Here is a 23,879-nt window from a genome sequence, read left to right as displayed (position 1 = left end):
AACATGCGATGGCAGGCGGCCCTGGCCGCCTGCCTGCCGAGGACACCATGCACCCCCTTATCGAAGTACAACATGTCAACAAGGCATTCGGTGGGTTACACGTCATCAACGACTGCTCCATACGCGTGGAGAAGGGCTCGATCACCGGCATGATTGGCCCCAACGGGGCAGGCAAATCGACCCTGTTCAACCTGATTGCCGGGGCGCTCACGCCGGACAGCGGCCGCATCCTGCTGGAAGGTGAAGACATTACCTCCCTCAGCGCCGACCAGCGCTTTCACAAGGGACTGCTGCGCACCTTTCAGATCGCCCACGAATTCAGCCAGATGAGCGCGCTGGAAAATCTCATGATGGTGCCCCCCCATCAGGCAGGGGAAAGCCTGTTCAACACCTGGTTCAAGCCGGGCCTGGTGCGCCAGCAGGAGGCCGAGGTGCGCCAGCGAGCGCTGGAAGTCATCGACTTCGTGGGCCTGCACCACGTGCGTAATGAGCTGGCGGGCAACCTCTCTGGTGGCCAGAAGAAACTGCTGGAACTGGGCCGCACCATGATGACCGATGCCAAGGTAGTGCTGCTCGACGAGATTGCCGCCGGCGTCAACCGCACCCTGCTGGGCGACCTGATGGGCAACATCGAGCGCCTCAACCGTGAGATGGGCTACACCTTCCTGGTCATCGAGCATGATATGGACATGATCTCTCGCCTGTGTGACCCGGTCATCGTCCTGGCGCAAGGCAGCGTCATGGTCGAGGGTCATATCAAGGACATACAGAACAACCCTGCCGTGATCGAGGCTTATTTCGGGACCGATGCCGCGTAGCGCACGGCAGCCCACTACCGCCATGTCACTGCCTGGCAGCGCATGGAGATAACAACATGATCGTGACAGAAACACTGCGCGACGTTTGCTGAGACACCTTATGTCATCTACCCCCGCAACTCCCCAGCCGCTGCTCGAAGCGCGCCATGTGCACGGCGGCTATGGCAGCATGAATATCCTCAACGGGGTCGACATGACCCTGTACGCCGATGAGGTCGGCGTGATCGTCGGCCCCAACGGCGCAGGCAAATCGACCATGCTCAAGGCGGTGTTTGGCCTGCTCAACGTCAATCAGGGCGAAATACTGCTCAACGGTCAGCCGATCCACAATCTGCCACCGAATCAGCTGGTGGAGCGTGGCATGGGCTTCGTGCCTCAGGAGAAGAACGTCTTTCCCAGCCTGACGGTGAAGGAAAACCTGGAGATGGGGGCCTACCTGAAGCCCAACAACGTCAAGCGCATGCTGGAGCAGGTATACGACTTCTTCCCGCCGCTGGTGGAGAAACGCCATCAGCCGGCGGGGGAGCTGTCGGGCGGCCAGCGTCAGATGGTGGCCATGGGCCGTGCCCTGATGGCAGAGCCCAGCCTGCTGCTGCTGGACGAACCCACGGCAGGGTTGTCGCCACTCTACATGAACGAAATCTTTGACCGCGTGAAAAAGATCAATGCCGCAGGCGTTGGCATCTTGATGGTCGAACAGAACGCCAAGCAGGCACTGGCCATTGCCGACAAGGGCTTTGTGCTGGCCGCCGGGCAGAATCGCTTCACGGACACAGGGGCTGCGCTGCTGGCCGACCCGGATGTCGCAAAAAGCTTTTTGGGCGGCTAGCCCGGGGGAGAAACCTGTGAACGAACTGGTCTTTTTTATCAATAACGTGGTGATCGCGGGCAGCGTGACAGGCTCGATCTATGCCATCGGGGCAATTGGCGTCACGCTGATCTTCAGCATCATGCGCTTTGCGCACTTTGCCCACGCCGACATGATGACCTTCGGCGCCTTCATGGTGCTGCTGCTGACCACCGCCTTCCCGGCGGTCGGCTCCAGCATAGGCGTGCCGACCGCACTGGTCATGCTGCCCCTGGCCATGCTCTTGACCGCGCTGCTGGCGGTGGGCATCGACAAGGCTTTCTACAAGCCGCTGCGTGCCCACGGCGTCAAGCCCATCGTCATGGTGATTGGCTCCCTCGGTGTCACCCTGATGCTGCAGGGCCTGATTCGTCTGTTTGCCGGTACCGGCGGGCAAAGCCTTTACGTGGATGACCGCAAGGAAATCTTCCGCATTGCCCTGCCCTTCGAAGGGGTCCGTGCGCCCATCGTGATCACTGAACCGCAGATTTACCTGTTCGTGATCACCCTGGTAGCCGTCATTGCGCTGCACGTCTTTCTGAATCGCTCACGGTTGGGCAAGGCCATGCGCGCCATGTCGGACAACCCGGAGCTGGCCCAGGCGTCGGGCATCAATACCAACACCATCGTGGCGGTGACCTGGGTGATTGCAGGGGGCCTGGCGGCCATCGCCGGTACGCTGCTGTCGCTGGATGTCACCTTCAAGCCTGATCTGAGCTTCTTCCTGCTGCTGCCGATCTTTGCAGCGGCCATCGTGGGCGGCGTGGGGCACCCTTACGGCGCCATTGCCGGCGGGTTCGTGGTGGGCTTTGCCGAGACCCTGGCCGTCTTCAACTGGAACGTGCTGTTACGCCCCTTCCGCGACAGCTTGCCCGCCTGGCTGGAGCTGCCGTCGAACCTGGCGTTCGTCAGCACGGAGTACAAGATCGTGGTGCCCTTCTTTATCCTGGTGGCCATTCTCGTATGGCGTCCCACCGGTCTGTTTAAAGGCAAGGTGATCCAATGAACTCTTCATCGAAGCTGCGCAACCCCGACTACACGCCACAGGATGCTACGCCCAAACGCCGGTTCCCGATTCGTGAGCTGGTGCTGTTCGGCGCGCTGTTTGCAGCCATTCTGGCGGTCTATGCCATCATGGGATCGGCTTACAGCACCCGCATGCTGGTCGAAGCCGCCTGCTATGCCATCCTGGCGCTGGGCCTGACCATTCAGTGGGGGTACGCGGGCCAGTTCAATGCGGGCGTCATGGGCTTCGTGGCGCTGGGTGGCTTCTGCGCCATGCTGTTCAGTGTGCCGGTCAACGATGCTTTCTGGGGCAGCGAGCTGCCTGGCGAACTCGGTCGCGTATTGCTCTACGGCCTGGCGGCTTTCGTGGTGGTGCTGGGCGCCACGCGTCTCGACCGCCTGGGCGTGCCGAAAAAACTGCGTACCGTGGTGGCCGTGGTGCTGGCCGTGGTGCTCTACCTGGTGGTCATCAGCCTGCTGCGCGATGTCACCAGCCAGATTCAATCCCAGGCAGGTTTCGTCGGCGGTTTCGGCCTGCCAGCCTGGGTCGGCTGGATCGTCGGCGGTGCCCTGGCAGGCGGCGTGGGCTACCTGATCGGCCATGTCTGCCTGGGCCTGCGCAGCGACTACCTTGCCATTGCCACGCTGGGCATTGCAGAAATCATCAAGGCGTTTCTGAAGAACTCCGACTGGCTCACCCGGGGCACGGCCACGGTGTCTCCGCTCCCCTGGCCAACCCCTGGCCCCGCCGAGCTGGGCTTTACGCTGGCACGCGCGGTGTATCTATCGCTCACGGCGGTGGTCATCGCGGTCATCTTCTTCCTACTCCATCGCGCCTACCACGCGCCCTGGGGGCGCATGATTCGCGCCATCCGTGACAACGAAGTCTCGTCATCGGCCATGGGCAAGGACATCAACAAGCGCCGCCTGGAGATTTTCGTGCTGGGCTGCATCCTGATGGGCCTGGGGGGCGGCATGCTGGGCACCTTCAACAGCCTGTTCGATCCGCAAGGCTACCTGCCCCTCAACCACACCTTCCTGGTGCTGGTGATGGTGATCCTGGGCGGCCCCGGCAATAACCTGGGCACGATCTTTGGTGCCGTGGCGGTCTATATCATCTGGATCATGTCGGAACCGCTGGCACTGTTCTTGATGCAGCTGTTCGTCTCGCTGGGCGAAAGCACCTTTGGCTGGGAGGCACCGGGCAACATGGACAGCCGAGCCCTCCAGGCCAGGGTGCTGGTGATTGGCATGCTGATCACCCTGGTACTGCGCTTTGCTCCCAAGGGGCTGCTGCCCGAGAAGATCAAGACCCACGGATAACACGCCCCGTAACGCTTACCCCAATAACACTCACCACAATGCAAAATGCCCGGCCAATCATGGCCGGGCATTCGTTTGTGGGCGGTCAGTGGACCAGTACTGCGTCCAGGGTTATGGCTCTACCAACCCCTTGGTGGTGAAGGTGCCGTTCTCGACCACCATCTCGACCACCACGCCGGGCACATCGCCGTTCTCGTCGAACTCATGAGAGCCGGAAGCGCCTTCGTAGTTGATCTCGGTGCCTTCGGCAATCAGCGCCACCGCTTTTTCCCATTCGCCCGGCAGAATCACTTCACCCGGCGCGCTGGAAACGCTGCGCAGCGCTTCCGACAATCCTTCACGCTCGGCGCTGCCGTTCTGCTCGATGGCCAGGGCAATCAGGAAAGCCGCATCGTACGCCTGGGCGGCAAACACCGCGCTGGGGTCGATGCCCGCGGCTTCGGCGGCGCTATTGAACAGTTCCGTGCCGGGCAGCTCCGGGCTACCGGGGCGCGTGGCGATCATGCCATCGAGGACATCGGCACCAATCGCCTGCACCAGGCTGTCTCCTACCATGCCGTCGGCACCCACGTACTGGGTGAACATGCCACTCTCATAGGCTTGACGCAGCACGGTCTGGCCAGAGGTGTCGGCATAGGCCAGCACGACCAGGGTGTCGGCGCCACTGGCGGAGAGGGAGCCCAGTTCGGAGCGGTAGTCGGCACGGTTGTCTTCGTGGGCCAGATTTTCGGCCACTTCGCCACCGCCCGCCGTGAAGGCCGCGCTGAAGGCGTCAGAAAGGCCACGGCCATAGTCGTTGTTCACGAACGTGACGGCGACGTAGTCGATGCCCTTGTCCAGCAGCAGTTTGGCCAGCATTTCGCCCTGGAAGGCGTCGGACGGCACGGTACGGAACACCAGGTCGTTATCGTTCAGCTCGGACACCGCAGGCGCGGTGGAGGCCGGAGACACCATCATCACGCCGCCGGGGATGGCCGCGTTATTGGCCGCAGCAATCGTGGCCCCGGTGCACAGCGCGCCGACGATGGCGGTGACGTTTTCAGTATTGACCATACGGTCGGCGGCGTTGGACGCGGCCGATGCATCCGAACAGGTCGTATCCCCTGACGGCATGACCAGCGTCTGGCCGCCCAGCACGCCCCCCTGTTCGTTGATCTGGGCAACGGCGAGCTTGGCCCCCTCGAAAATAGGCGGCGTCAGGCTTTCGATCCCCCCGGTAAAGCCGCCCAGGAAGCCCACTTTGACTTCCGCCTGGGCCACCCCTGTCAGGGCCATGGTAGAGGCCGCAATGGCGGTGGCTAATGCGCGCTTGTTGATCATGTTATTGGTCGCTCCCAGTGTGTTGAGTGCCTCGACTCTCCGGCACGAGGCTCCCCTTAATCTGGAACCGGAACGCCAAAAACACAAGCAACGCTTTCCAACGCTTCATGATGAAGTGCTTATAACCACTTTTCCAGGCGCAGCACACGACTGATCCAGGCATTGAAGTGTCGCCACCAGCCTCCGGGCTCTTCGCTCAGCACCGCCAGCTGCCCTTCCTGCTGCCACTGCCAGACCAGCTGCCCTTGCTCATCCAGCCGCACCTGATAGCTGATCGCCGGGTCCTGACCCACGCTCACCAACGTGTCGAAAGCATCCACCAGCGACGCACTGCGCATCAGCACGCCGACTTCGGTATTCCACAGCACCGAACGCGGGTCCACGTTGAACGAACCGACGAACAGCTGATCATCAAACAGGATGGCCTTGATATGCAGCGCCGAGGCAGAGGCCCCTGGCACGCGCATCTCCTCGCGCTCCGCGCCTGCACCGCCCTCCTGTTCAGGCCGCATTTCATAGAGGCTGACACCGCTCTCCAGCAGGGTCGCCCGCCATGGCGCATAAGGGCCATGCACCACGGCCGCGTCGGTGGATTCCAGAGAGTTGGTGATGATATCGACCTCGACCCCCTGCTCCGACAGCTCGACCAGGCGCCTCACCCCCCGCTCGGTGGGCACGAAATAGGCCGAGATCAGTACCAGTCGCTCATCGAGATGGGTGGCCTGGGTCAGATCGCCCAACAGGGTGTCCTGCCAGTCTGGTGCGCCAGCCTGAGCCAGTTTGCCAGGGGCATCCCATAGCGCCAGCCCTTCCCCCCAGTGCAGGGTTTCCCACGGCGGCGCCTGGCGAGGCTGCTGACGCAAACCGGTGAAGTAAGAGGAGTCGGCATGCTCCTCCAGCCACTCGTCCAGCGACACCTTCAGCGCTTGCCAGGCAGAGGCGTCAGCCTGGTGATAGCGCTCGATGGGTTGGGACAGGCCATGGTTCCAGTAAAGATCGAAGCTTTCCGACAGCGCAGGCACCACATCACCTATCGTCACCACATCCAGGTCGGCAAAGTTGCGCGCGTCATTGGCATCGAAGTACTCATCGCCCAGATTACGCCCGCCGACGATAGCCACGCTGTTATCGGCAATCCACAGCTTGTTGTGCATGCGCCGATGCTGCTGGCCGGGATTGACCGCCGATGCGAGCACCCGGGTGACCAGATGGCCGCGCCCCATCGGCAGCGGGTTGTATACCCGCACATGGATATTGGGATGGCTGGCCAAGGCCGCCAGGCGGTCGCCTTGCCCCACCGCCCCGATATCATCGACCAGCAGGCGTACACGCACGCCCTGTTCGGCGGCCTCCATCAGGCGCGACAGCACCAGCCGCGTGGTTTGCCCATCGCCCAGCAGGTAGGTCTGAATGTTCAACTCCCGCTGCGCCTGGCTGATCAGCCCTGCCCGCACGGCGAAGGCCTCCTGGCCATTGGCCAGCAGCGCAAAACCGTCTGGTGCCGTCTGTTCCGCCATGGCCTGCGCCACCTGGAGGCCCAGCCAGGTCTCGCGGGCGTCGCTGAGCGAAAGCGCACTATGGTGGTCACGCACCACGGCGTGGGTGCACCCCACCAGCAGGCTGCAGAGCAGTAACAGCCACGCATTGCGCATGTCCCACCCGGCGTTAACCATCTTGGCGGTCACGCGCAGCTTCCGCGTGCTGCTTCTGACGGCGCTTGGCCCGATACCAGCGCAGCGTGGCAATGGTCAGCGCCACGCCCACCATGGCCGCCAGCACGCCCCCCTGCCAGGGCCGCGCGGCGTCACCCATCACGGTCTCCAGGGTGATAATGAGCGTTAGCCCCAGCGCCTGAGAGCCAATTGCCAGGGCGCGCAGGCGGTCAAAGGAAGTTTGCGACATCGACCTCTCCGTGATGTGTTGCATGCATGATATGGTGAATCAGTGTAACTGCTTAACGGACAAACTGATGAATGCCATTGCACTTGGCCCACTGCTGATCTCGACGCCACGCCTCTACGCCCTGGGTGTGGCGCTCATGCTGCTGGTGAGCAGCCGCTACCTGCTGGGGCTGAGTGCCCAGCAGCACACGCGCTGGTTCAACGGCTTGCTGCTGGTATGGCTGGTCGGCGCTCGTGCCGTGTTCGTCATTCTACACTGGGAGAGCTACAGTCAGGCGCCGCTGGATGCCCTCAAGCTGTGGCAGCCAGGTTTCAATGCCCTTGGTGGCATGGTGGCGGGCCTTGTATGGACCGCCTGGGCACTGCGTGAACGGCTGCTGGCCATGCTCGGCGGCCTGGCCATGACCGTAGGTGCCGCCAGCCTCTGGCTGGTTCTGGTCACCCTGGCGCCGCTGGGACCCTCCTTTGCGGTGGCGTCCGTGCCGGACATCACCCTGGAAGACCTGGACGGCAACCCGGTGAATTTGGCCTCCCTCGATGCGCAAGGTGACCTGCTGATGGTCAACCTGTGGGCCACCTGGTGCCCGCCCTGCCTCCGCGAAATGCCGTTGCTGGAAGCCGCAGACCAGATGGAGGGGGTCAGCGTGGTGGTGGTCAACCAGGGCGAAGACCTGTTGCCCATCGTGCGCTACCTGGATGAACAGCAGCTGGTGTTTCGTCATGCACTGCGCGACCCTCGGCAGCTGCTGATGGCCGAATTCGCAGCCCCCGGCCTGCCCACGACCGTATTGTTCGACGCCCAGGGGCAAACACTGGACGTGCACGTCGGTGAACTCACCCGCGCTCACCTGGAGCGCTGGCTGAACGATTGACCATGATAGCCCTTAATCCCCTCGCTGCTTTGCGTTAGAATCCCCCGCCCTGTCTGCCACCGAGGCCCATTCCCGGTGGCGAGCGACCCGATTTTGACGACTTCCTCGAGGCATCATGAGCGATTTTTCTCCCGGCCAGCGCTGGATTAGCGACGGTGAGGCCGAGCTTGGGCTTGGCACCGTGCTTAACTGCGACGCCCGTAGCGTTACCATCTTGTTCAGTGCCAGCCAGGAAACCCGCACCTACAACACCCGCCAGGCGCCCCTCACCCGAGTCATGTTCGGCAGCGGTGACCGGGTCCTGTCAGCCGACGGCTGGCAGATGATCGTGGACGACAGCAAAGAGAGCCGTGGCCTGATCACCTATATCGGTGAAGACAGCGACGGCAACCTGCGCGAACTGCCCGAAGCACGCCTGGCCGACACCATGCAGTTCGACCAGGCCCGTGACCGCCTGCTGACCGGCCAGGTCGATCGCAACGACTGGTTCGACCTGCGTTTTCGTACCCTGCATCACTTTCAGCGTATCGAACAGCACAGCGCCCTGGGGTTTGCCGGGCCGCGCATCGACCTGATTCCCCACCAGCTCTATATCGCCGACGAAGTCGCACGCCGCCACGCCCCCAGGGTGCTGCTGGCCGATGAAGTGGGACTTGGCAAGACCATTGAAGCAGGCTTGATCCTCCACCGCCTGCTGTTAGCAGGCCGCGTAGAGCGCGCGCTGATTCTGGTACCCGACAGCCTGACCCACCAGTGGCTGGTGGAGCTGTTGCGCCGCTTCTCGCTGACCGTCACGCTGCTCGACGAGCATCAGAGCCAGGCCCACGGCAGCGCCAATCCGTTCGAGAGCGCCCAGCTGGTGCTGGCCAGCCAGGGCTGGCTGTTTGCCAATCGTCACCGTCAGGAACAGGCCCTGGCCAGCCGTTTCGACCTGCTGATCGTCGACGAGGCGCATCACCTGGATTGGCACCCGGAGACCAGCGGCCCCGGCTACCTGTGCGTGGAGCAGCTGGCCGCCGAGATCCCCGGCCTGCTGCTGCTCACCGCCACCCCCGAGCAGATGGGCCAGGAGAGCCACTTTGCGCGGCTACGCCTGCTGGACCCGGAGCGCTACCACGACATCGAGCGCTTCAAGGACGAAGAGCAGCACTACGTCGCCGTGGCCAGCGCCATCGATGCGCTGGAAGAACTTCCCCAGACACCCAGCGCCCGCGAGCGCGTGGCCACCATCGCCGACGACCGCGACAGCCAGGCCCTGCTGGCGACGCTGTGCAACGCCGAGGCCAGCTCTGAACAGCAGGACGCGGCCCGTGCCCAACTGCGCGATGCGCTGCTCGACCGTCACGGCACCGGGCGCGTCATGTTCCGCAACAGCCGACGCCACGTGGGCGGCTTCCCGGAGCGGCGGCTGCACCTGACCAAGCTGGAGCTGCCCTCCGCCTATCGCCGAGTGCTGCGCCGCCTGGAGCGTGACGAGGACTATCTGGACGAGCTGCTGATCGAAACCGGAATGGACCACCCGGACGTACTGATCTACCCGGATGCCATGTACCGCGAGCTGAGCAATGATCCGCTGAACGGTGAACCCTGGTGGCATATCGACCCCCGGGTCAACTGGCTGCTGGAAAAGCTCAGCGACGACAGCGAAGACGGTTTTGCCAACGACAAGGTGCTGGTCATTGCCCACCACCGCGAGACCGCCGAAGGGCTGGCCGAAGGCCTGCGTGTGCTGGGCGGCTACCAGGCACCGGTCTTCCACGAAGGGCTGTCGCTGGTGGAGCGCGACCGCGCCGCCGCCGCCTTCGCCGACGAGGAAGATGGCTGCCAAGTGCTGGTGTGCTCCGAAATCGGCTCCGAAGGCCGCAACTTCCAGTTCTGTCGTCATCTGGTGATGTTCGACATGCCCCAACACCCGGACCAGCTGGAGCAGCGGATTGGCCGCCTCGACCGGATTGGCCAACGCCACGCCATCGAGCTGCACGTGCCCAGCTTCATCGGCAGCCCGGGGGAGCGGCTGCAGCGCTGGTACGACGAAGGCATGGCCGCTTTCAGCGCCCCCCACGGTATTGGCAGCGACCTGTTCGACGCCTTTGGCGACGCGCTGGCCGATGCGCTGCTCGACGATGAAGCGCTCACCGAGATCATCGACGAAACCCACGCAATGTTCACCGCCAAACTGGCCGAGCGCGACGCGGGCCGCAACCGGTTGCTGGAGCTGAACGCCTGCCGCCCGGCCCAGGCGCAACAGGTCATTGATGCGGTACGTGAGTTGGATGAAGACCCGGCGCTGCCCCGCTACGTGGAGCGTGCGCTGGATATCTTCGGAGTCGATAGCCAGGAAATTGGCAATGGCCTGCTGCACCTGCAGCCCAGCCAGCACATGCTGGACGGGCTGCCGGGTCTGGTCAAAGGGGAAGAGGGCTTCTCTGCCACCTACAGCCGTGCCCAGGCCCTGGCGCGGGATGACGTGCAACGCCTCTCCTGGGAGCACCCGCTGCTGCGCGAGATGATGGGACGCATTCTGGATGGCACCATGGGCAATACTGCCCTGGCGCTGCTGCGCCATCCGGCCATTCCCAGCGGACGACTGATGGCCGAGCTGATCTTCCGCACCCACTGCCCGGCGCCTAAAGCGCTGCACCTGAACCGCTTTTTGCCCCCCACGGCCGTCCGGGTACTGCTGGATGAGTCAGGGGCCAATCTGACCAGCAAGATCTCCTTTACCGGGCTGGGCAAAAATCTGCAGAAGGTCAACAAGTCGCTGGCCCGTGACCTGATCAAGAGCCGTCATGACCAGCTGCGTGACCTGCTGACCCAGGGGGAGAGCGAGGCCGAGCGGGAGCTGCCCAGCATCGTGGAAGCCGCCGAAACGCGCATGCGTGCTCAGCTGGATGCCGAGCTGGCCCGCCTGACGGCGCTGGCAGAGCACAACCCGGCGGTGCGCAGCGAGGAGCTGGAAGCCCTCAAGCAGGAGCGTCAGGCGCTCAGCGATGCCATCGAAAACACTCGCCTGCGGCTCGACTCGGTGCGGGTCATCATCACCGTGGACCCGCACGCCTAGCGAACGCCTAGCCCAGCGGCTTGCTGGCGGCTAGAAAATGGCCGCCAGCGCTTTCGATAGCGTCGGGTACTGAAAGCTGAATCCCTCCTCGAGCAGTCGTGCCGGTCGCATGTCCGCGCCGCTCAACAGCAGCTGTGACATCTCGCCAAAGCCTGCCTTCAACACGAAGGCAGGTACCGGGAAAATGGCGGGACGATGCAGCTGCCTGGCCAGCGTCTGGGTGAACTCGGCATTGGTCACCGGATGCGGTGCGCTGCCGTTGAAAGCACCCGACAAACCAGACCCGTTGATCAAGAAGATGATGGCGGCTACCAGGTCGTCTCGATGGACCCAGGGCATGAACTGCTGACCATCGCCGAACCGCCCACCCAGCCCTAGCTTGAAAGGCGGCACCATTTTTTGCAGGGTGCCGCCGCCTGCCTCCAGCACCAGGCCTATGCGCAGAATGGCCAACCGAACCCCCAAAGCCTCCACCGGCTTGGCAGCGGCTTCCCACTGGGCACACAGCCGATGGGCAAACTCATCGTGGGGCTGAGTAGCCTCATCCACGACCTTGCTGCCCTGATCGCCGTAATACCCCATGGCCGAGCCACTGACCAGGACCGCAGGCAGCGGCTGACCGTTGGCCGCCAACTGCTCGCACAGCGCCACCAGCTGCTGGGTGCTGTCGACCCGCGAGCGAATCAGCCGCTCCTTTTGCTCGGCGCTCCAACGTTTGGCGGCTATCGACTCCCCTGCCAGGTTCACCAGCGCATCGGGGGGCGTATCGATAAATGCCTGCGCGCTGTCACGGATATCACACTCGGGGGGCAGCTTTCCGCGTACCTTGTGGGGCGTGCGCGACACCACCTGCACGTCGTGCCCTTGGGCAATCAGCTGTGGGCACAGACGCTGTCCCACGAACCCGCTACCGCCGGTAATCAGTACTCGCATGGTATTCCCTCCTGAAGCTGGATAGTCCCTGCACTCCATCACCTATCCATGATCTATCCATCACCTATGGCAAAACGCCGTCGCTGTGCGCAGCGGGCGAGTCGACCATCCGTATTGCAACTTTTTAAATTGTACGATATCTATACACAACTGCTACAATAGAATTATCTTTCGACACGTCATCGCTTCCGTGAGCCGCCATGCCTGAATCCATTTCCGCTCCCCCTGCTCTTACCTCGCGTGACGCCGTGGCCATCATCGGCGCAGGCATGGCAGGGCTCGCCTGTGCTCATCTGTTGGCACAGCACGGCGTGACGGTCAGCCTGTTCGACAAGGCGCGAGGGCCGGGCGGCCGCATGTCCAGCAAGGGCCGCCCAGCGGCGACGCTTGATCTGGGCGCTCAGGCTTTTACCGTGCGCGATGCCGAATTCGCTCGACAGCTCACCCAGTGGCAGCACGCAGGCTGCGTGGCCCCTTGGCCGACGTGTACCTATCAGGCTAGTGCATCCGGTTGGCAAACACACGATGACGGTCAGTTGCGCTATGCCGGGGCTCCGCGCATGAGTGCGCTGACTCGCTATCTGATAGATGCCATCACTCTTCATGCACACACGGACTTCCATTCGGAAACGCGTATCGTCGCGCTCGAGCGGGTGACGGATGGCGAATGGCATTTGAAAGACGCTGCAGGAAACCATCATGGGCCCTTCAGCCGCGTCGTGATCACGGCGCCACCGCCCCAGGCCAGCGAGCTGATCGGCCAATGGGCTCCCGAGCTGAGCACCGCCTGCGAGGCTCTCCCACAGCGCGCTTGCTGGGCCGCCTGGGCCATTTTTGCGGCGCCGCTACCCGCGCCTTCGGGCATTGCCGAACACTGGCAAAGCCTGCATGCGCAGCACCCCAAACTACGCCTCGTCTCCCGAAACCACACCAAGCCGGGGCGTGAAGAACAGCCCGAAAGCCTGAGCCTCCTTGCTCAACTGGACTGGAGCGACGCGCATATCGAGCTGACGCCAGAGGACGCGGCCCAGCAACTGCTAGAGGCCTTTCTGGAATGCTTGCCCGTTCCTGCGGCATCGATTCCCGAATTGATAGAGCTGGGCGCCCATCGCTGGCGATACGCCCAACCCGCCAAGCCAAACGGACAGGAATACCTGTACAGCCAGCAGGGTATCGCACTATGCGGCGACAGCTGGAAAGGCAGCCGCGTCGAGGATGCCTGGTTATCCGGCAATGGGCTGGGCAGGGCCTTAATAGGCCGGTCGGTCTAATGAATACCACGACAGGAGTACAGGAGCATGGAAGCCACAGAGGTTGTACCTAGCCGCCACAAGTTGTACAAAGGTGCCTATAATAGCGTGACGCTATCTCAGCGATTATCGGCTCATCGACGTAGCGACACGCCCCGAATGAGTGGCATACCGCCGACCCGGCACCGAACTACCGCCACGGCAATTACAGACAGACCCCTGCAATACCCATTGCAGGCAACCAAGAGGCAATGGCGCCCATGAGCAACAAGGCGACCCACCCACCCGATACTCCGCTCTATCCGATTCGGGAAGTTTCCCGTCTGACGGGTGTGAACTCGGTCACCCTGCGCGCCTGGGAGCGACGCTACGGCTTGATTCGTCCGCAACGTACTCCCAAAGGACACCGGCTTTACGCACAGGATGACATCAGTCGCATCGAGCGTATTCTGCAATGGCTGAACCGTGGCGTGCCGGTCAGTCAGGTCGCCGACCTGCTGGACCAGCCGGAAACCGTGGAAACCCCCGCGCCGGATGCCGGCGACTGGGCCAGCCAGCGGCAGCAGCTGCAAGCCATCATCGAGGCGGTCGACCTGCCGCGGCTCGAGGCGCTGTACCACCAAAGTCTGGCGCTCTACCCGCTCAGCGTGGCCATCAACGAGCTCTGGCAACCGGTCATCTTGAGCCTGGAAGCCAAATGGGCCGCTCAGCCGGACGACCTGGTGCGGCGCACCTTCGAGTCCTTCCTGCGCAGCCAGGTGGGCATTCGCCTGCACTATGCCAACCAGGCTACCCGCGGCCCGCTGCTGCTGCTGACCGCCATGCCCGACGACCCAGGCCCCTTGTGGGTGTTGATGTGTGCGCTGATGGCCAGCGAACAGGGCTACCGTGTACAGCTGCTCGACCATTCGCTGGCGCTGGAAGACCTGCCCCAGGCGGTGTCGCGCTTGCACTCTTCCATGGTGCTGCTCTCCAGCGGTCAGCGCGAAAACGACCACTACATTCGGGTCGACCTGCCCAAGGCGGCCGAGCGTTTGGGCGTACCGATCGGCGTGTGCGGCGAAGTCGCCCGACTGCGTGAAACAGAGCTGCGCGACGGCCCGGTCCACATGCTGGGCGATGACCTGCCTCAAGCCGTGGCGCGTTTGCGACCGCTGCTACGCGAATCAGGCATTCTCTAGCGCCCGACAGGCCACGCAACAGGAGTGTTCATGGATCTGCAGTTGGTTTGGCTACGCAGCGACCTGCGTGTTCACGATAACTCCGCCCTGGCGGCGGCCGCCGCCAAAGGCCCGGTGGTCGCCGTCTTCCTGCGCAGTATCGAACAGTGGCGTGCCCATGGGCATGGCGCCAACAAGCTCGACTTCTGGGCACGCGGTGTTCGCGCCTTCAAGGAGTCCTTGACCGGCCTCAATATCCCGCTGCTGCATCGGGATATCGACAGTTTCGATGACGCACCCAGCGTACTGCTCGCGCTGGCTCAGGAACACGGCGTTCAGCAGCTGCACTTCAATTACGAGTACCCGCTGAACGAACAGCGCCGCGACCAGGCCGTTCTGGAAGCCTTCAAACACGCGGGCATGACGGCACAGGGCCACCACGATGCCATTGCCTTTGCCCCAGGCAGCCTGCTGACCGGCAAGGGCGATTACTATGGCGTCTTCACCCCCTTCGCCAAGGCGTGGCACAAGCAGGTAACTCAGGAGCAGCTGGCACTACGCGATACGCCTCAGGCGCAGTCGCCTCTGGATCTGCCCAGCGACCCACTGCCCGCCCTCCCCGAGTTCGAGGACTCCCCCGTGGATGGCCGCCAATGGCCTGCGGGCGAAAACGCGGCCAGCGATCACCTGGAGCGCTTTTTGCGCTTCCGGGGCCGCTACTACCAGCAACAGCGCGACTTCCCTGGCGTCAGTGGCACCAGTGGACTTTCCCCTTATCTGGCGCTGGGCATGATCTCTCATCGCCAGTGCCTGCAAGCCGTGATGAGCGAAAACGACGGCCACCTGGCAGACGGGGATGCCGGACTCACGACCTGGGTGAACGAACTGATCTGGCGGGAGTTCTACCAGCATGTCGCGGTGGGCTTTCCGCAGGTATGCCGCTATCAACCCTTTCAGGAGCACACGCGCGATCTGGCCTGGCGTGATGACGATGAGGGGTTTGCGGCATGGTGCGAAGGGCGTACCGGCTACCCCATCGTGGATGCGGCCATGCGCCAATTGGTGACGACCGGCTGGATGCACAACCGACTGCGCATGATCACCGCCATGTTCTTGAGCAAGCATCTGCTGATCGACTGGCGGCGGGGAGAAGCGTTCTTCATGCGCCATCTGGTCGATGGCGAATTTTGCGCCAACAACGGTGGCTGGCAGTGGGCGGCCTCCACGGGTACGGACGCAGCCCCGTACTTTCGCATCTTCAATCCTACCACCCAGTCGACGCGTTTCGACCCTGAAGGCGCCTTCATCGCCCACTGGCTACCAGAACTGGCTTCCTTGCCCGCCAAGGCGCGTCATGCGCCACCACAGGACATGCTGAACCCGGTGGACTACCCCTCCCCCATCGTCGACCACAAGGCAGCCCGTCAACGTGCCCTGGACGCCTTCAAGGCCTTGTCGAAGTAGGCTAGATAAACACTTGCCTCTGTCGGCGGCTCTCGCCGCCGACATCTCTGTTCCCTCACGTGGCACCGTTACTCAACAAGGAATTCGTCATGCACAACGAACAGGCCTTGGCGCATTTTTGCGCCTTCTTCAATAAGCTAGACAATACCTGTACAGAAAAACTATACGAGGTATATACTGAAGAAGTTGTTTTCAACGATCCGCTCCATCACATTGAGGGCAGGCAAGCACTGGAACGCTACTTCGCCACCATGTACGAGAACGTATCGCGTTGCCAGTTCACTTATCACACGCAGCAGATTCAAGGTGACCAGGCGTTTGTCACATGGACCATGGAGTTCGTTCACCCTCGCCTTGCCGGCGGCCGACCCATTCAGGTCGATGGGTGTAGCGCCCTGACCTTCGACAATCGTGGAAAAGTGTTACGCCACCGTGACTACTTCGATGCTGGTGCCATGCTGTATGAACATCTGCCGCTCATGGGACGCGTCATCCGCTGGCTGAAGAGGCGTCTGGAGCAGGATTGACACAAGGTTGCCAAGCCGCACGCACATGGCGTGCTCACTGGGCCAAAGGAGTAGCAGGATGAGCACATGGAAAACGCCCCAACGTATCTGGCTGACCGGCGCCACGTCCGGCATTGGTGAAGCGCTGGCCAAACGCTTGATCGGCGAAGGCCATCATGTGGTCGTCAGTGCCCGCAATCAGCAGGCGCTGGAAGCGCTCTGCCAAGGCGCGCCACACGCCTACCCCTTGGCGCTGGATATCAGCGACCAGCAGGCCGTTCTCGCGGCGGGCAAGCAGATAGGCGAATGGCTGGGCGCGCTGGATCTCGCCCTGTTCAATGCCGGCACCTGTGAATATGTGGACGCTCGCCACTTCGACATGGCGCTGATCGAGCGGGTATTCAAACCCAATCTGTTCGGCACGCTGTATGGCATCGAAGCGGCCTTGCCACTGCTGCGTGCGGCTCGGCATGAGGGCAAACCCGCCAGGCTGGCCGCCACGTCGAGCGCATCGGCCTACCTGCCGCTGCCACGTGCCGAGGCTTACGGTGCTTCCAAGGCGGCCGTCAGCTATTTTCTGGAATCGCTGCGTCTGGATCTGCATCAGGAAGGCATCGATGTCAGCATCATCCACCCAGGGTTCGTGAAGACCCCTCTCACGGATCGCAACGACTTCCCCATGCCCATGCAGGTCAGCGCGGAAGAGGCGGCCAGTGCCATCATCGATGGGCTGGTCAAGGGGCGGCTGGACATCCATTTCCCTCGCCGCTTTACCTATCTGGTGAAACTGCTGGGCATTCTGCCACCGGCACTACGACGAACGATCGGCCTGCGCATGACGCGGCAAACCGAGGAGCAACCATGAGCGGTATGGCATCACAGCGCATTGCCGTGATCGGCAGCGGTATCAGCGGCATGGCCGCGGGCTGGTATCTCTCGGCTCAGCACGAGGTGACGCTCTTCGAAGCCGATAGCCGCCTGGGGGGCCACACGGCCACCATGGATGTCGACGTCGAGGGCACGCCTTACGCCATCGACACGGGATTCATCGTGTTCAACGATTGGACCTACCCGCATTTTCAACGCTTGCTGGAGACCCTGGGCGTCGCCAGCCAAGCCACCGAGATGAGTTTTTCGGTGCATGAGACGGCGGTGGATTTCGAATACAACGGGCACACGCTGGCCTCCCTGTTTGCCCAGCGACGCAACCTGCTCAACCCCTCTTTTTATCGCCTGCTCCGCGATATTCTGCGCTTCAACAAACAGGCCACCGCTGACCTGGAAAGCAAACGCCTGCCTGCCGACATGACGCTGGGGGAGTATCTGGACAGCCATGGTTACGGCAGTGCGTTTCAACGTCGTTACCTGCTGCCGATGGGAGCGGCCATCTGGTCCGCCAGCATTGGCGACCTGCGGGCCTTTCCGCTGACCTTTTTCGTGCGTTTTTTCCGTAACCATGGCTTGCTGTCGGTGAACCATCGCCCCCAGTGGTACACGCTGGTGGGCGGCTCTCGGCAGTACATTCCACGGCTGACCGCCCCTTATGCATCGCGCATTCGCCTCAACACACCGGTACGGCAGATCACCCGCAGCGGCGCAGGCGTCACCTTGACCACGGCAGCTGGTGAGGAACATTTCGACCAGGTGGTGATTGCCTGTCACGCCGACCAGGCGCTGGCCATGCTGGCCGACCCGACCCCGGAAGAGCGCGAGATTCTGTCCGCCATGCCGTATCAGGACAACGAGGTGGTGCTGCATACCGACACTCGGTTACTGCCCCGGCGTCAGCGCGCCTGGGCCAGCTGGAACTATCGGCTGGATGGCCGCGGCGCCGATGAGCGCGTCTCGGTCACCTACAACATGAATATCCTGCAGCGGTTACAGGCAGACACCACGTTTTGCGTCACGCTGAACGATAGCGACAGCATCGACCCCGGCAAGGTGCTCGGGCGCTATACCTATGCCCACCCGCAGTTCACCCTGGCCGGACAAGCAGCCCAGATGCGCCACGACGAGATTTCCTCCGTCGCCCGCCGCACCCACTTTTGCGGCGCCTACTGGCGCAACGGTTTCCACGAGGATGGGGTATGGAGCGCACTGCGTGTCGCTCAAGCGCTGGGCTGTGACGAAGCCCTGCCGCCGCCCACCGCGCCTGCCGCCCTGCCTGCCCACGAACTGACCCCTGGCAGCACCGGAGATGGGCTGGGATGATCGCCGCACCTCGCTCGCGCATTTATCGTGGCACGTTGCGGCATCGCCGTTTCACGCCCAAGCACCACGCCTTCAGCTATCAGGTATGGATGGCATGGCTGGATCTGGACGAGCTGCCCACCCTGTTTGACGGCGTGCCTGGCTTCAGTGCCCGAGGCCCCGCTCTGGCGCGCTTTCGCCGGGAGGACTATCTGGAGCCTGTTCACCTGCCATTGAAAACCGCCGTACGCGAGGAGCTGACCCGCCAGCTGGGCAGTGCGCCACAGGGACGTATCTGCATGCTGACACAGCTGCGCACGCTGGGGACCTCCTTCAACCCCATTTCCGTCTATTACGTCTACGACCTGCAGGAGCGCCTGAGCGCCGTCTTGGGGGAGGTCACCAACATGCCCTGGCGTGAGCGTATCCGCTATGCCTGCCAGGTCATGCCAGAGCGACACAGTCATCACGCCCAATTCGACAAGGCCATGCACGTCTCTCCCTTCAACCCCATGGAGATGACGTACCGCTGGAAATTCAATACGCCAGAGCAGCAACTGTATTTACACATGGAGAACTGGCAGCAGGAGCAGCGCCATTTTGACGCAACGCTCACGCTCGAGGCAGCGCCCGCTACCCGCGGCGTACTGCTGTCCACGTTGGCAAGGCAGCCTTGGATGAGTCTGAAAACGGTCGCGGGAATCCATTTTGAAGCGCTACGCCTGTGGCTGAAGCGCGTCCCCGTTTATAACCACCCTAAGCGCAAGGAGACTTCAAAATGACGACCCTGCGTACGACACCACCCAATAGCCAACCCACCCAGCAGGACCGCTTCACGCGCTGGCTGAAGCCGCGGCTGATGGCACAGCTGGATGCCTTTCAAGGCGGTCGAATCACGCTCATCGAGGGCAGTGAGTGCCACCATCTGGGGCAGGCGGGGCCCTTGCAGGTCACCGTGGTGATTCGCCACTCCCGCGCCTGGAAGCGGCTTGCCTTTGGTGGCACCGTCGGCGCGGCCGAATCCTATATGGATGGCGACTGGGATGCCGACGACCTGGTGGCGCTGGTACGTCTGTTTGCTGCCAACCTGGAGCAGGTCAACGGCAAGATGGAAAATGGCAGCGCACGCTTTACCCGCTGGGTGCTGGGCCTGGCCTATCGCTTCCAGCGCAATAGCGTGACCGGCTCCAAACGCAACATTGCCGCGCATTACGATATTGGCAATGATCTGTTTGCCACTTTTCTGGACCAACGCCACTGGATGTACTCCAGTGCCGTCTTCCCCTACCCGGAAGCCAGCCTGGAAGAGGCCTCTACCTACAAGCTCGACCTGATGCTCGAAAAGCTGGACGTGCAGCCAGAGCACCATCTGCTGGAAATCGGCACTGGCTGGGGCGGGCTGGCGATCCATGCCGCCAAGACACGCGGCTGCCGAGTCACCACCACCACCATCTCCGAAGAGCAGCATGCCCATACGGCCCGCCGCATCCAGGAAGAGGGGCTGGAAGACCGTATCACCCTGCTGAAGCAGGACTACCGCGAACTGACGGGGCGCTTTGATCGGCTGATTTCCGTGGAAATGATCGAAGCCGTCGGCCATCAGTATCTGGATACTTACCTCGCCAAGATCGACAGTCTGCTGACCGACACCGGCCAGGCCATGCTGCAGGCCATCACCATTCGCGACCAGCGCTTCGAGGAGGCCAAGCGCGACATGGACTTCATCAAACGCTACATCTTTCCGGGCGGTTTCCTGCCCTCTCACCATGCCATGCTCTCCAGCCTGACGCGCAAGACCTCGCTGAACGTCATCGCACTGGACGAGATTGGCCCCCATTACGCGCGCACCTTGCGCGAATGGCGGCACCGCTTTGAAGCCCACCTGGACCAGGTAAGACTGCAAGGCTATGACGAACACTTCATCCGCATGTGGCGCTACTATCTTTGCTACTGCGAAGGCGGTTTCATCGAGCGCTCCATCGGCACGTGCCATTTGCTGCTCGCCAAGCCCGCCGCCAAACCGCTGCCGCTGACCGGAGCGCTCTAAGTTGGCGACCAAACGGCCTTTCAAGCCTTCGGGCTCGCTGCGTGGCATGCTGTTCAACGCCCTGCGTTTCGAAGCGGGTTGGCTACTCTGCGTGCTGGGTGGCTCGTGGGTGGCCGCCGCGACGGGTGCCGCATTGCTGAGCTGGCACGCATGGCGCTGTGCGCGCCCTGGAGAGTGGCGCTTCATTGCCGTATTTGCGCTGCTGGGGCTAATACTGGATGGCGGTTTTCACTTGGCGGGCGGCTTCGACTTTCATGACGATACGCTGATCGCCGGACTCTTGCCTGTATGGCTATGGATGCTGTGGCCGATGTTTGCCACGCTGGTCTTTCATTCGCTGGCCTGGCTATGGCGCTATCCGCTGATAGCAGCGGCCTGCGGCGCCGTCAGCGGGCCACTTTCCTACTTGGGCGGGGCGGCCTTGGCAGGCGTCACCCTGGCTCCCTGGCTACTGCCTGCTCAGGCGGTTGCCTGGGGGGCGCTCTGCTGGGGCATCAGCACTTACATGCGCCGCTATCGTGCCGATATCGTGGGCTGATCAGTTGGCCCCTTCCGCCAAAGGCAGCGGTACCCAGCGCTGCTCCAGCTCAGCGGCAGAGAGTGGTTTGGCAAAATAGAACCCTTGCACCAAGGTGCAGCCCGCCTTGATCAGGAACTGGCACTGCTCTTGCGTTTCGACGCCTTCGGCGACGACTTCGAGCTTCATCCCCGCCGCCATGGCCAGGACTGCCGTGACGATGGCGGCATCGGCCTGATCATGCGGCAGCTCGCGAATGAAGGCACGATCCAGTTTGATCTTGTCTACCGGCAGCCGCTTCAGGTAACCCAGCGACGAATAGCCCGTACCGAAATCATCGATGGCAATGGCATACCCTTGGTCGCGTAGCGTCTGCAAACGCGGCCCCATGTCACCGGCCCGCTCGTCGAGCAGCACCGACTCGGTCAGCTCCAGGCCGATCTGGGAAGGCTTCAGCTTATAACGCTCCAGACAGGTTGCCAGCTGCGTTTCCAGGTCGCCCTGAAACAGCTGCAACGCCGAAATATTGATCCACACCGTGACCTTGGGCATGCCGCTGTTCTGCCAATGGGCCTGCTGCGCGCAGGCTTTCTCGATGACCCAACTACCCAGCTCAGCCATCAGGCCGTGGCGCTCGGCCAACGGGATGAAGTCTCCTGGTGAAATCATGCCGTCTTGCGGGTGGCGCCAACGCAGCAGCGCTTCCATGCCCATCAGCTCGCCGGTACCGGGATGATGCTGGGTCTGGTAGTGCAGCTCCAGCTGGTCTCCCGAGATCAGCGCCGCGCGCAGGTCACTCACCAACGCCAGTTGAGGGTTGTCCTGCTTGTCGAGCGCCGGTCGGAAACGCTGGCTATGGTTACGCCCCAGCCGTTTGGCGCTATACAGCGCGGACTCCAGACGCTGGAACAATACGCCAGAATCACGGCCATCTTCGGGTGCCCGGCAGCTACCGATGGTGAGCCCCAGGCGCAGCGACTGGTCGTTGATTTCAAAGGGGCGACCCATATGGTCGCGCAACGTCATGACCCACTTGTCATGGTCATCGAAGGTGGTGGTCCGGATGACCATGAACTCATCGCCGCCCAGCCGACCCACGACACTGCCCGCCATGTAACTGGTCAACCGTTGCGCAAAGCGTGCCAGCAGGCGGTCTCCCTGCTCTACGCCCAGGCTGTCGTTGACCGACTTCAAACCGTCTATATCGATCAGCGCAATATCCAGGCTCTCTCCGGCGCGCAGGTGACGCAACCGAGAGGCCATCAGGTCATGCAGGCGGCGGCGATTGGGCAGTCCGGTCAGGGGGTCTTCATAACCGATGCGGCGCAGGTCGCGCTCGCGGGCCTTCTGCGCCGAAATATCGGTAAACAGACTGATGAAATGGGTGATGCTGCCGCGGCGGTCGGTGACGGCACGCACCTTCAGCCATTCGGGGTATTCGTCGCCATGCTTGCGGCGGTTCCACATTTCGCCTTCCCAACGTCCAGTGGCCTTCAGCGTACTCCAGAAATTCTGATAGAAGGCTTTGTCGTGGCGCGGTGCGGCGAGGGTTTCCAGCTTGCGACCGACCATTTCCTGGCTTTCGTAGCCAGTAATGTCGGTAAAGGCGGGATTGACCATCAACACGCGATTCTGAACATCGCTAATCACGATCGCGTCTCCCGCCAATCCCATGGCATCCAGGGAAAGACGCAAACGAAGGCGCTGCTGACGCACCTGATTCCAGGCATCCCACAAGCCCAGCGAGACCAGGCTGGCCGCGACCATGCGCAGCGCGGCATCCGGGATCCAGACACAGGCAGGCAGCGCAGTCAGCGCCACCCAGACCAAAGGACGATTCATCGAGACAGGCAGCCACATGGCGTTTTTTGTTGTCCTATTCAGCAGTCACTACGTCGGCAACGGTATGCATGACATCATGCCGCCTTACCCCACGCTTGGGTAGATCATATTACGTGAATCATCCGTTGATTAGACAATTTCGCGCATGGAGTGCCGCATCCGTACGCGACCATGGTCGTCATTGGCAGTCACCATGCGCCTTAAAAACACAGGATAAGACGCCTGCGGCGTGCATTCAGCGGTTTCGGGAAGTAGACTAGGCGCAACCACCATTTTTGACTTTCGGAACGATTCAGTGACCAAGCAACATTCCTTTGATCGCGAAGAACTGCTGGCCTGCTCACGCGGCGAGCTGTTTGGCCCTGGCAACGCACAGCTGCCTGCCCCCAACATGCTGATGCTTGACCGCATCATTCACATCCATGAAGAGGGCGGTGAGCACGGCAAGGGCGAACTGATCGCCGAGCTGGATATCACCCCTGACCTGTGGTTCTTTGACTGCCACTTCCCCGGCGACCCGGTCATGCCCGGCTGCCTGGGCCTGGATGCCATGTGGCAGCTGGTCGGTTTCTACCTCGGTTGGCTGGGTCACCCTGGCCGGGGCCGTGCCCTGGGCTGTGGCGAAGTCAAGTTCAGCGGGCAAATTCTGCCCGATGCGAAAAAGGTAACGTACCGGATCAACGTGAAGCGCATCATTACCCGTCGGCTCATTCTGGGTATTGCCGATGGCACCGTATCCGTTGACGGGCGCGACATCTACCAGGCTAATGACCTGCGCGTTGGCCTATTCACCTCCACTGCGAATTTTTAACAGGAGGCTTCC

The 23,879-nt window shown here is 62.4% G+C and carries 21 protein-coding genes; 16 read left to right on the top strand and 5 right to left on the bottom strand.

Annotated elements, in window-relative coordinates:
• Nucleotides 1-47 precede the first annotated feature (47 nt).
• From FEU76_RS15450 to FEU76_RS15435, 4 genes are all read left to right on the top strand, one after another.
• Nucleotides 48-818, top strand: coding sequence for an ABC transporter ATP-binding protein (locus FEU76_RS15450; RefSeq protein ID WP_096923354.1), 771 nt, complete (start codon nucleotides 48-50; stop codon nucleotides 816-818).
• 100 nt (nucleotides 819-918) lie between these two features.
• Nucleotides 919-1,647, top strand: a complete 729-nt coding sequence (locus FEU76_RS15445; protein WP_039180702.1) for an ABC transporter ATP-binding protein — start codon at nucleotides 919-921, stop codon at nucleotides 1,645-1,647.
• A 16-nt stretch (nucleotides 1,648-1,663) separates the two neighbouring features.
• A complete protein-coding gene (locus FEU76_RS15440; protein WP_144984182.1) occupies nucleotides 1,664-2,671 on the top strand; it encodes a branched-chain amino acid ABC transporter permease in 1,008 nt (335 codons plus the stop codon).
• Entirely contained in the window at nucleotides 2,668-3,993 is a 1,326-nt protein-coding gene (locus FEU76_RS15435) for a branched-chain amino acid ABC transporter permease (RefSeq protein ID WP_144984179.1), read from the top strand. The genes FEU76_RS15440 and FEU76_RS15435 overlap by 4 nt, the downstream gene beginning before the upstream one ends.
• Before the next feature lie 111 nt (nucleotides 3,994-4,104).
• On the opposite strand, the gene FEU76_RS15430 is transcribed toward FEU76_RS15435, so the two are convergent.
• The 3 genes from FEU76_RS15430 to FEU76_RS15420 form a co-directional block, all read right to left on the bottom strand.
• Nucleotides 4,105-5,313 carry an ABC transporter substrate-binding protein gene (locus FEU76_RS15430; protein WP_039180708.1) on the bottom strand — a complete coding sequence of 403 codons (1,209 nt, stop codon included), beginning with the start codon at nucleotides 5,311-5,313 and terminating at the stop codon, nucleotides 4,105-4,107.
• A gap of 119 nt (nucleotides 5,314-5,432) precedes the next feature.
• The gene (locus tag FEU76_RS15425) at nucleotides 5,433-6,998 is read right to left on the bottom strand and encodes a phospholipase D family protein (RefSeq protein WP_260851411.1); all 1,566 of its coding nucleotides are present in this window, start codon (nucleotides 6,996-6,998) and stop codon (nucleotides 5,433-5,435) included.
• On the bottom strand, nucleotides 6,979-7,215 hold the full coding sequence (locus FEU76_RS15420; protein WP_144984176.1) for a hypothetical protein: 237 nt from the start codon (nucleotides 7,213-7,215) through the stop codon (nucleotides 6,979-6,981). Before FEU76_RS15420 ends, FEU76_RS15425 begins: the two co-directional genes overlap by 20 nt.
• Nucleotides 7,216-7,282: 67 nt before the next feature.
• Between FEU76_RS15420 and FEU76_RS15415 the strand changes: the two genes are divergently transcribed.
• Nucleotides 7,283-8,086 carry a TlpA disulfide reductase family protein gene (locus FEU76_RS15415; protein WP_096923355.1) on the top strand — a complete coding sequence of 268 codons (804 nt, stop codon included), beginning with the start codon at nucleotides 7,283-7,285 and terminating at the stop codon, nucleotides 8,084-8,086.
• Between the two features lie 115 nt (nucleotides 8,087-8,201).
• A complete protein-coding gene (gene rapA / locus FEU76_RS15410) occupies nucleotides 8,202-11,147 on the top strand; it encodes an RNA polymerase-associated protein RapA (protein WP_144984173.1) in 2,946 nt (981 codons plus the stop codon).
• A gap of 30 nt (nucleotides 11,148-11,177) precedes the next feature.
• On the opposite strand, the gene FEU76_RS15405 is transcribed toward rapA, so the two are convergent.
• Nucleotides 11,178-12,080 (bottom strand): TIGR01777 family oxidoreductase, encoded by a 903-nt coding sequence (locus FEU76_RS15405; protein ID WP_144984170.1) that lies wholly within the window; start codon nucleotides 12,078-12,080, stop codon nucleotides 11,178-11,180.
• 200 nt (nucleotides 12,081-12,280) lie between these two features.
• Between FEU76_RS15405 and FEU76_RS15400 the strand changes: the two genes are divergently transcribed.
• From FEU76_RS15400 to FEU76_RS15360, 9 genes are all read left to right on the top strand, one after another.
• Nucleotides 12,281-13,351 (top strand): NAD(P)/FAD-dependent oxidoreductase, encoded by a 1,071-nt coding sequence (locus tag FEU76_RS15400; RefSeq protein WP_144984167.1) that lies wholly within the window; start codon nucleotides 12,281-12,283, stop codon nucleotides 13,349-13,351.
• 239 nt (nucleotides 13,352-13,590) lie between these two features.
• Nucleotides 13,591-14,511, top strand: coding sequence for a MerR family transcriptional regulator (locus tag FEU76_RS15395; RefSeq protein ID WP_186299159.1), 921 nt, complete (start codon nucleotides 13,591-13,593; stop codon nucleotides 14,509-14,511).
• A gap of 30 nt (nucleotides 14,512-14,541) precedes the next feature.
• Nucleotides 14,542-15,954 (top strand): deoxyribodipyrimidine photo-lyase, encoded by a 1,413-nt coding sequence (phrB, locus tag FEU76_RS15390; protein ID WP_144984164.1) that lies wholly within the window; start codon nucleotides 14,542-14,544, stop codon nucleotides 15,952-15,954.
• 89 nt (nucleotides 15,955-16,043) lie between these two features.
• The gene (locus tag FEU76_RS15385; protein WP_144984161.1) at nucleotides 16,044-16,481 is read left to right on the top strand and encodes a nuclear transport factor 2 family protein; all 438 of its coding nucleotides are present in this window, start codon (nucleotides 16,044-16,046) and stop codon (nucleotides 16,479-16,481) included.
• Nucleotides 16,482-16,539: 58 nt separating this feature from the next.
• Nucleotides 16,540-17,325, top strand: coding sequence for an SDR family NAD(P)-dependent oxidoreductase (locus tag FEU76_RS15380; RefSeq protein WP_039180737.1), 786 nt, complete (start codon nucleotides 16,540-16,542; stop codon nucleotides 17,323-17,325).
• Nucleotides 17,322-18,671, top strand: coding sequence for an NAD(P)/FAD-dependent oxidoreductase (locus FEU76_RS15375; RefSeq protein WP_039180739.1), 1,350 nt, complete (start codon nucleotides 17,322-17,324; stop codon nucleotides 18,669-18,671). Before FEU76_RS15380 ends, FEU76_RS15375 begins: the two co-directional genes overlap by 4 nt.
• Nucleotides 18,668-19,432, top strand: a complete 765-nt coding sequence (locus FEU76_RS15370) for a DUF1365 domain-containing protein (RefSeq protein ID WP_039180742.1) — start codon at nucleotides 18,668-18,670, stop codon at nucleotides 19,430-19,432. The genes FEU76_RS15375 and FEU76_RS15370 overlap by 4 nt, the downstream gene beginning before the upstream one ends.
• Entirely contained in the window at nucleotides 19,429-20,697 is a 1,269-nt protein-coding gene (locus FEU76_RS15365; protein WP_144984158.1) for an SAM-dependent methyltransferase, read from the top strand. The genes FEU76_RS15370 and FEU76_RS15365 overlap by 4 nt, the downstream gene beginning before the upstream one ends.
• Nucleotides 20,698-20,743: 46 nt before the next feature.
• Nucleotides 20,744-21,235 carry a DUF2878 domain-containing protein gene (locus FEU76_RS15360; RefSeq protein WP_144984220.1) on the top strand — a complete coding sequence of 164 codons (492 nt, stop codon included), beginning with the start codon at nucleotides 20,744-20,746 and terminating at the stop codon, nucleotides 21,233-21,235.
• Here FEU76_RS15360 and FEU76_RS15355 read toward each other — a convergent pair whose 3' ends face one another.
• Entirely contained in the window at nucleotides 21,236-23,074 is a 1,839-nt protein-coding gene (locus FEU76_RS15355; protein ID WP_144984155.1) for a putative bifunctional diguanylate cyclase/phosphodiesterase, read from the bottom strand.
• Between the two features lie 277 nt (nucleotides 23,075-23,351).
• Here FEU76_RS15355 and fabA point away from each other — a divergent pair, with 277 nt between their 5' ends.
• Nucleotides 23,352-23,867 (top strand): 3-hydroxyacyl-[acyl-carrier-protein] dehydratase FabA, encoded by a 516-nt coding sequence (fabA, locus tag FEU76_RS15350; protein ID WP_039180752.1) that lies wholly within the window; start codon nucleotides 23,352-23,354, stop codon nucleotides 23,865-23,867.
• Nucleotides 23,868-23,879: the final 12 nt, after the last annotated feature.

Origin of the sequence: Halomonas sp. C22 (assembly GCF_007655045.1) — a bacterium.
Classification (GTDB): domain Bacteria; phylum Pseudomonadota; class Gammaproteobacteria; order Pseudomonadales; family Halomonadaceae; genus Vreelandella; species Vreelandella hamiltonii.
Note: the sequence above shows the minus strand (reverse complement) of the source record. Positions and strands in the feature narration are given on the sequence as shown.

Excerpts from the sequence above, each read along its gene's own strand:
- FEU76_RS15370 (WP_039180742.1), top strand. The coding sequence starts at position 18,668 with ATGATCGCCGCACCTCGCTCGCGCATTTATCGTGGCACGTTGCGGCAT.
- FEU76_RS15395 (WP_186299159.1), top strand. The coding sequence starts at position 13,591 with ATGAGCAACAAGGCGACCCACCCACCCGATACTCCGCTCTATCCGATT.
- FEU76_RS15435 (WP_144984179.1), top strand. The coding sequence starts at position 2,668 with ATGAACTCTTCATCGAAGCTGCGCAACCCCGACTACACGCCACAGGAT.
- FEU76_RS15375 (WP_039180739.1), top strand. The coding sequence starts at position 17,322 with ATGAGCGGTATGGCATCACAGCGCATTGCCGTGATCGGCAGCGGTATC.
- FEU76_RS15445 (WP_039180702.1), top strand. The coding sequence starts at position 919 with ATGTCATCTACCCCCGCAACTCCCCAGCCGCTGCTCGAAGCGCGCCAT.
- rapA (WP_144984173.1), top strand. The coding sequence starts at position 8,202 with ATGAGCGATTTTTCTCCCGGCCAGCGCTGGATTAGCGACGGTGAGGCC.
- FEU76_RS15355 (WP_144984155.1), bottom strand. The coding sequence starts at position 23,074 with ATGTGGCTGCCTGTCTCGATGAATCGTCCTTTGGTCTGGGTGGCGCTG.
- FEU76_RS15365 (WP_144984158.1), top strand. The coding sequence starts at position 19,429 with ATGACGACCCTGCGTACGACACCACCCAATAGCCAACCCACCCAGCAG.
- FEU76_RS15415 (WP_096923355.1), top strand. The coding sequence starts at position 7,283 with ATGAATGCCATTGCACTTGGCCCACTGCTGATCTCGACGCCACGCCTC.
- FEU76_RS15420 (WP_144984176.1), bottom strand. The coding sequence starts at position 7,215 with ATGTCGCAAACTTCCTTTGACCGCCTGCGCGCCCTGGCAATTGGCTCT.
- FEU76_RS15380 (WP_039180737.1), top strand. The coding sequence starts at position 16,540 with ATGAGCACATGGAAAACGCCCCAACGTATCTGGCTGACCGGCGCCACG.
- FEU76_RS15450 (WP_096923354.1), top strand. The coding sequence starts at position 48 with ATGCACCCCCTTATCGAAGTACAACATGTCAACAAGGCATTCGGTGGG.
- FEU76_RS15405 (WP_144984170.1), bottom strand. The coding sequence starts at position 12,080 with ATGCGAGTACTGATTACCGGCGGTAGCGGGTTCGTGGGACAGCGTCTG.
- FEU76_RS15360 (WP_144984220.1), top strand. The coding sequence starts at position 20,744 with ATGCTGTTCAACGCCCTGCGTTTCGAAGCGGGTTGGCTACTCTGCGTG.
- FEU76_RS15430 (WP_039180708.1), bottom strand. The coding sequence starts at position 5,313 with ATGATCAACAAGCGCGCATTAGCCACCGCCATTGCGGCCTCTACCATG.
- FEU76_RS15385 (WP_144984161.1), top strand. The coding sequence starts at position 16,044 with ATGCACAACGAACAGGCCTTGGCGCATTTTTGCGCCTTCTTCAATAAG.
- phrB (WP_144984164.1), top strand. The coding sequence starts at position 14,542 with ATGGATCTGCAGTTGGTTTGGCTACGCAGCGACCTGCGTGTTCACGAT.
- FEU76_RS15400 (WP_144984167.1), top strand. The coding sequence starts at position 12,281 with ATGCCTGAATCCATTTCCGCTCCCCCTGCTCTTACCTCGCGTGACGCC.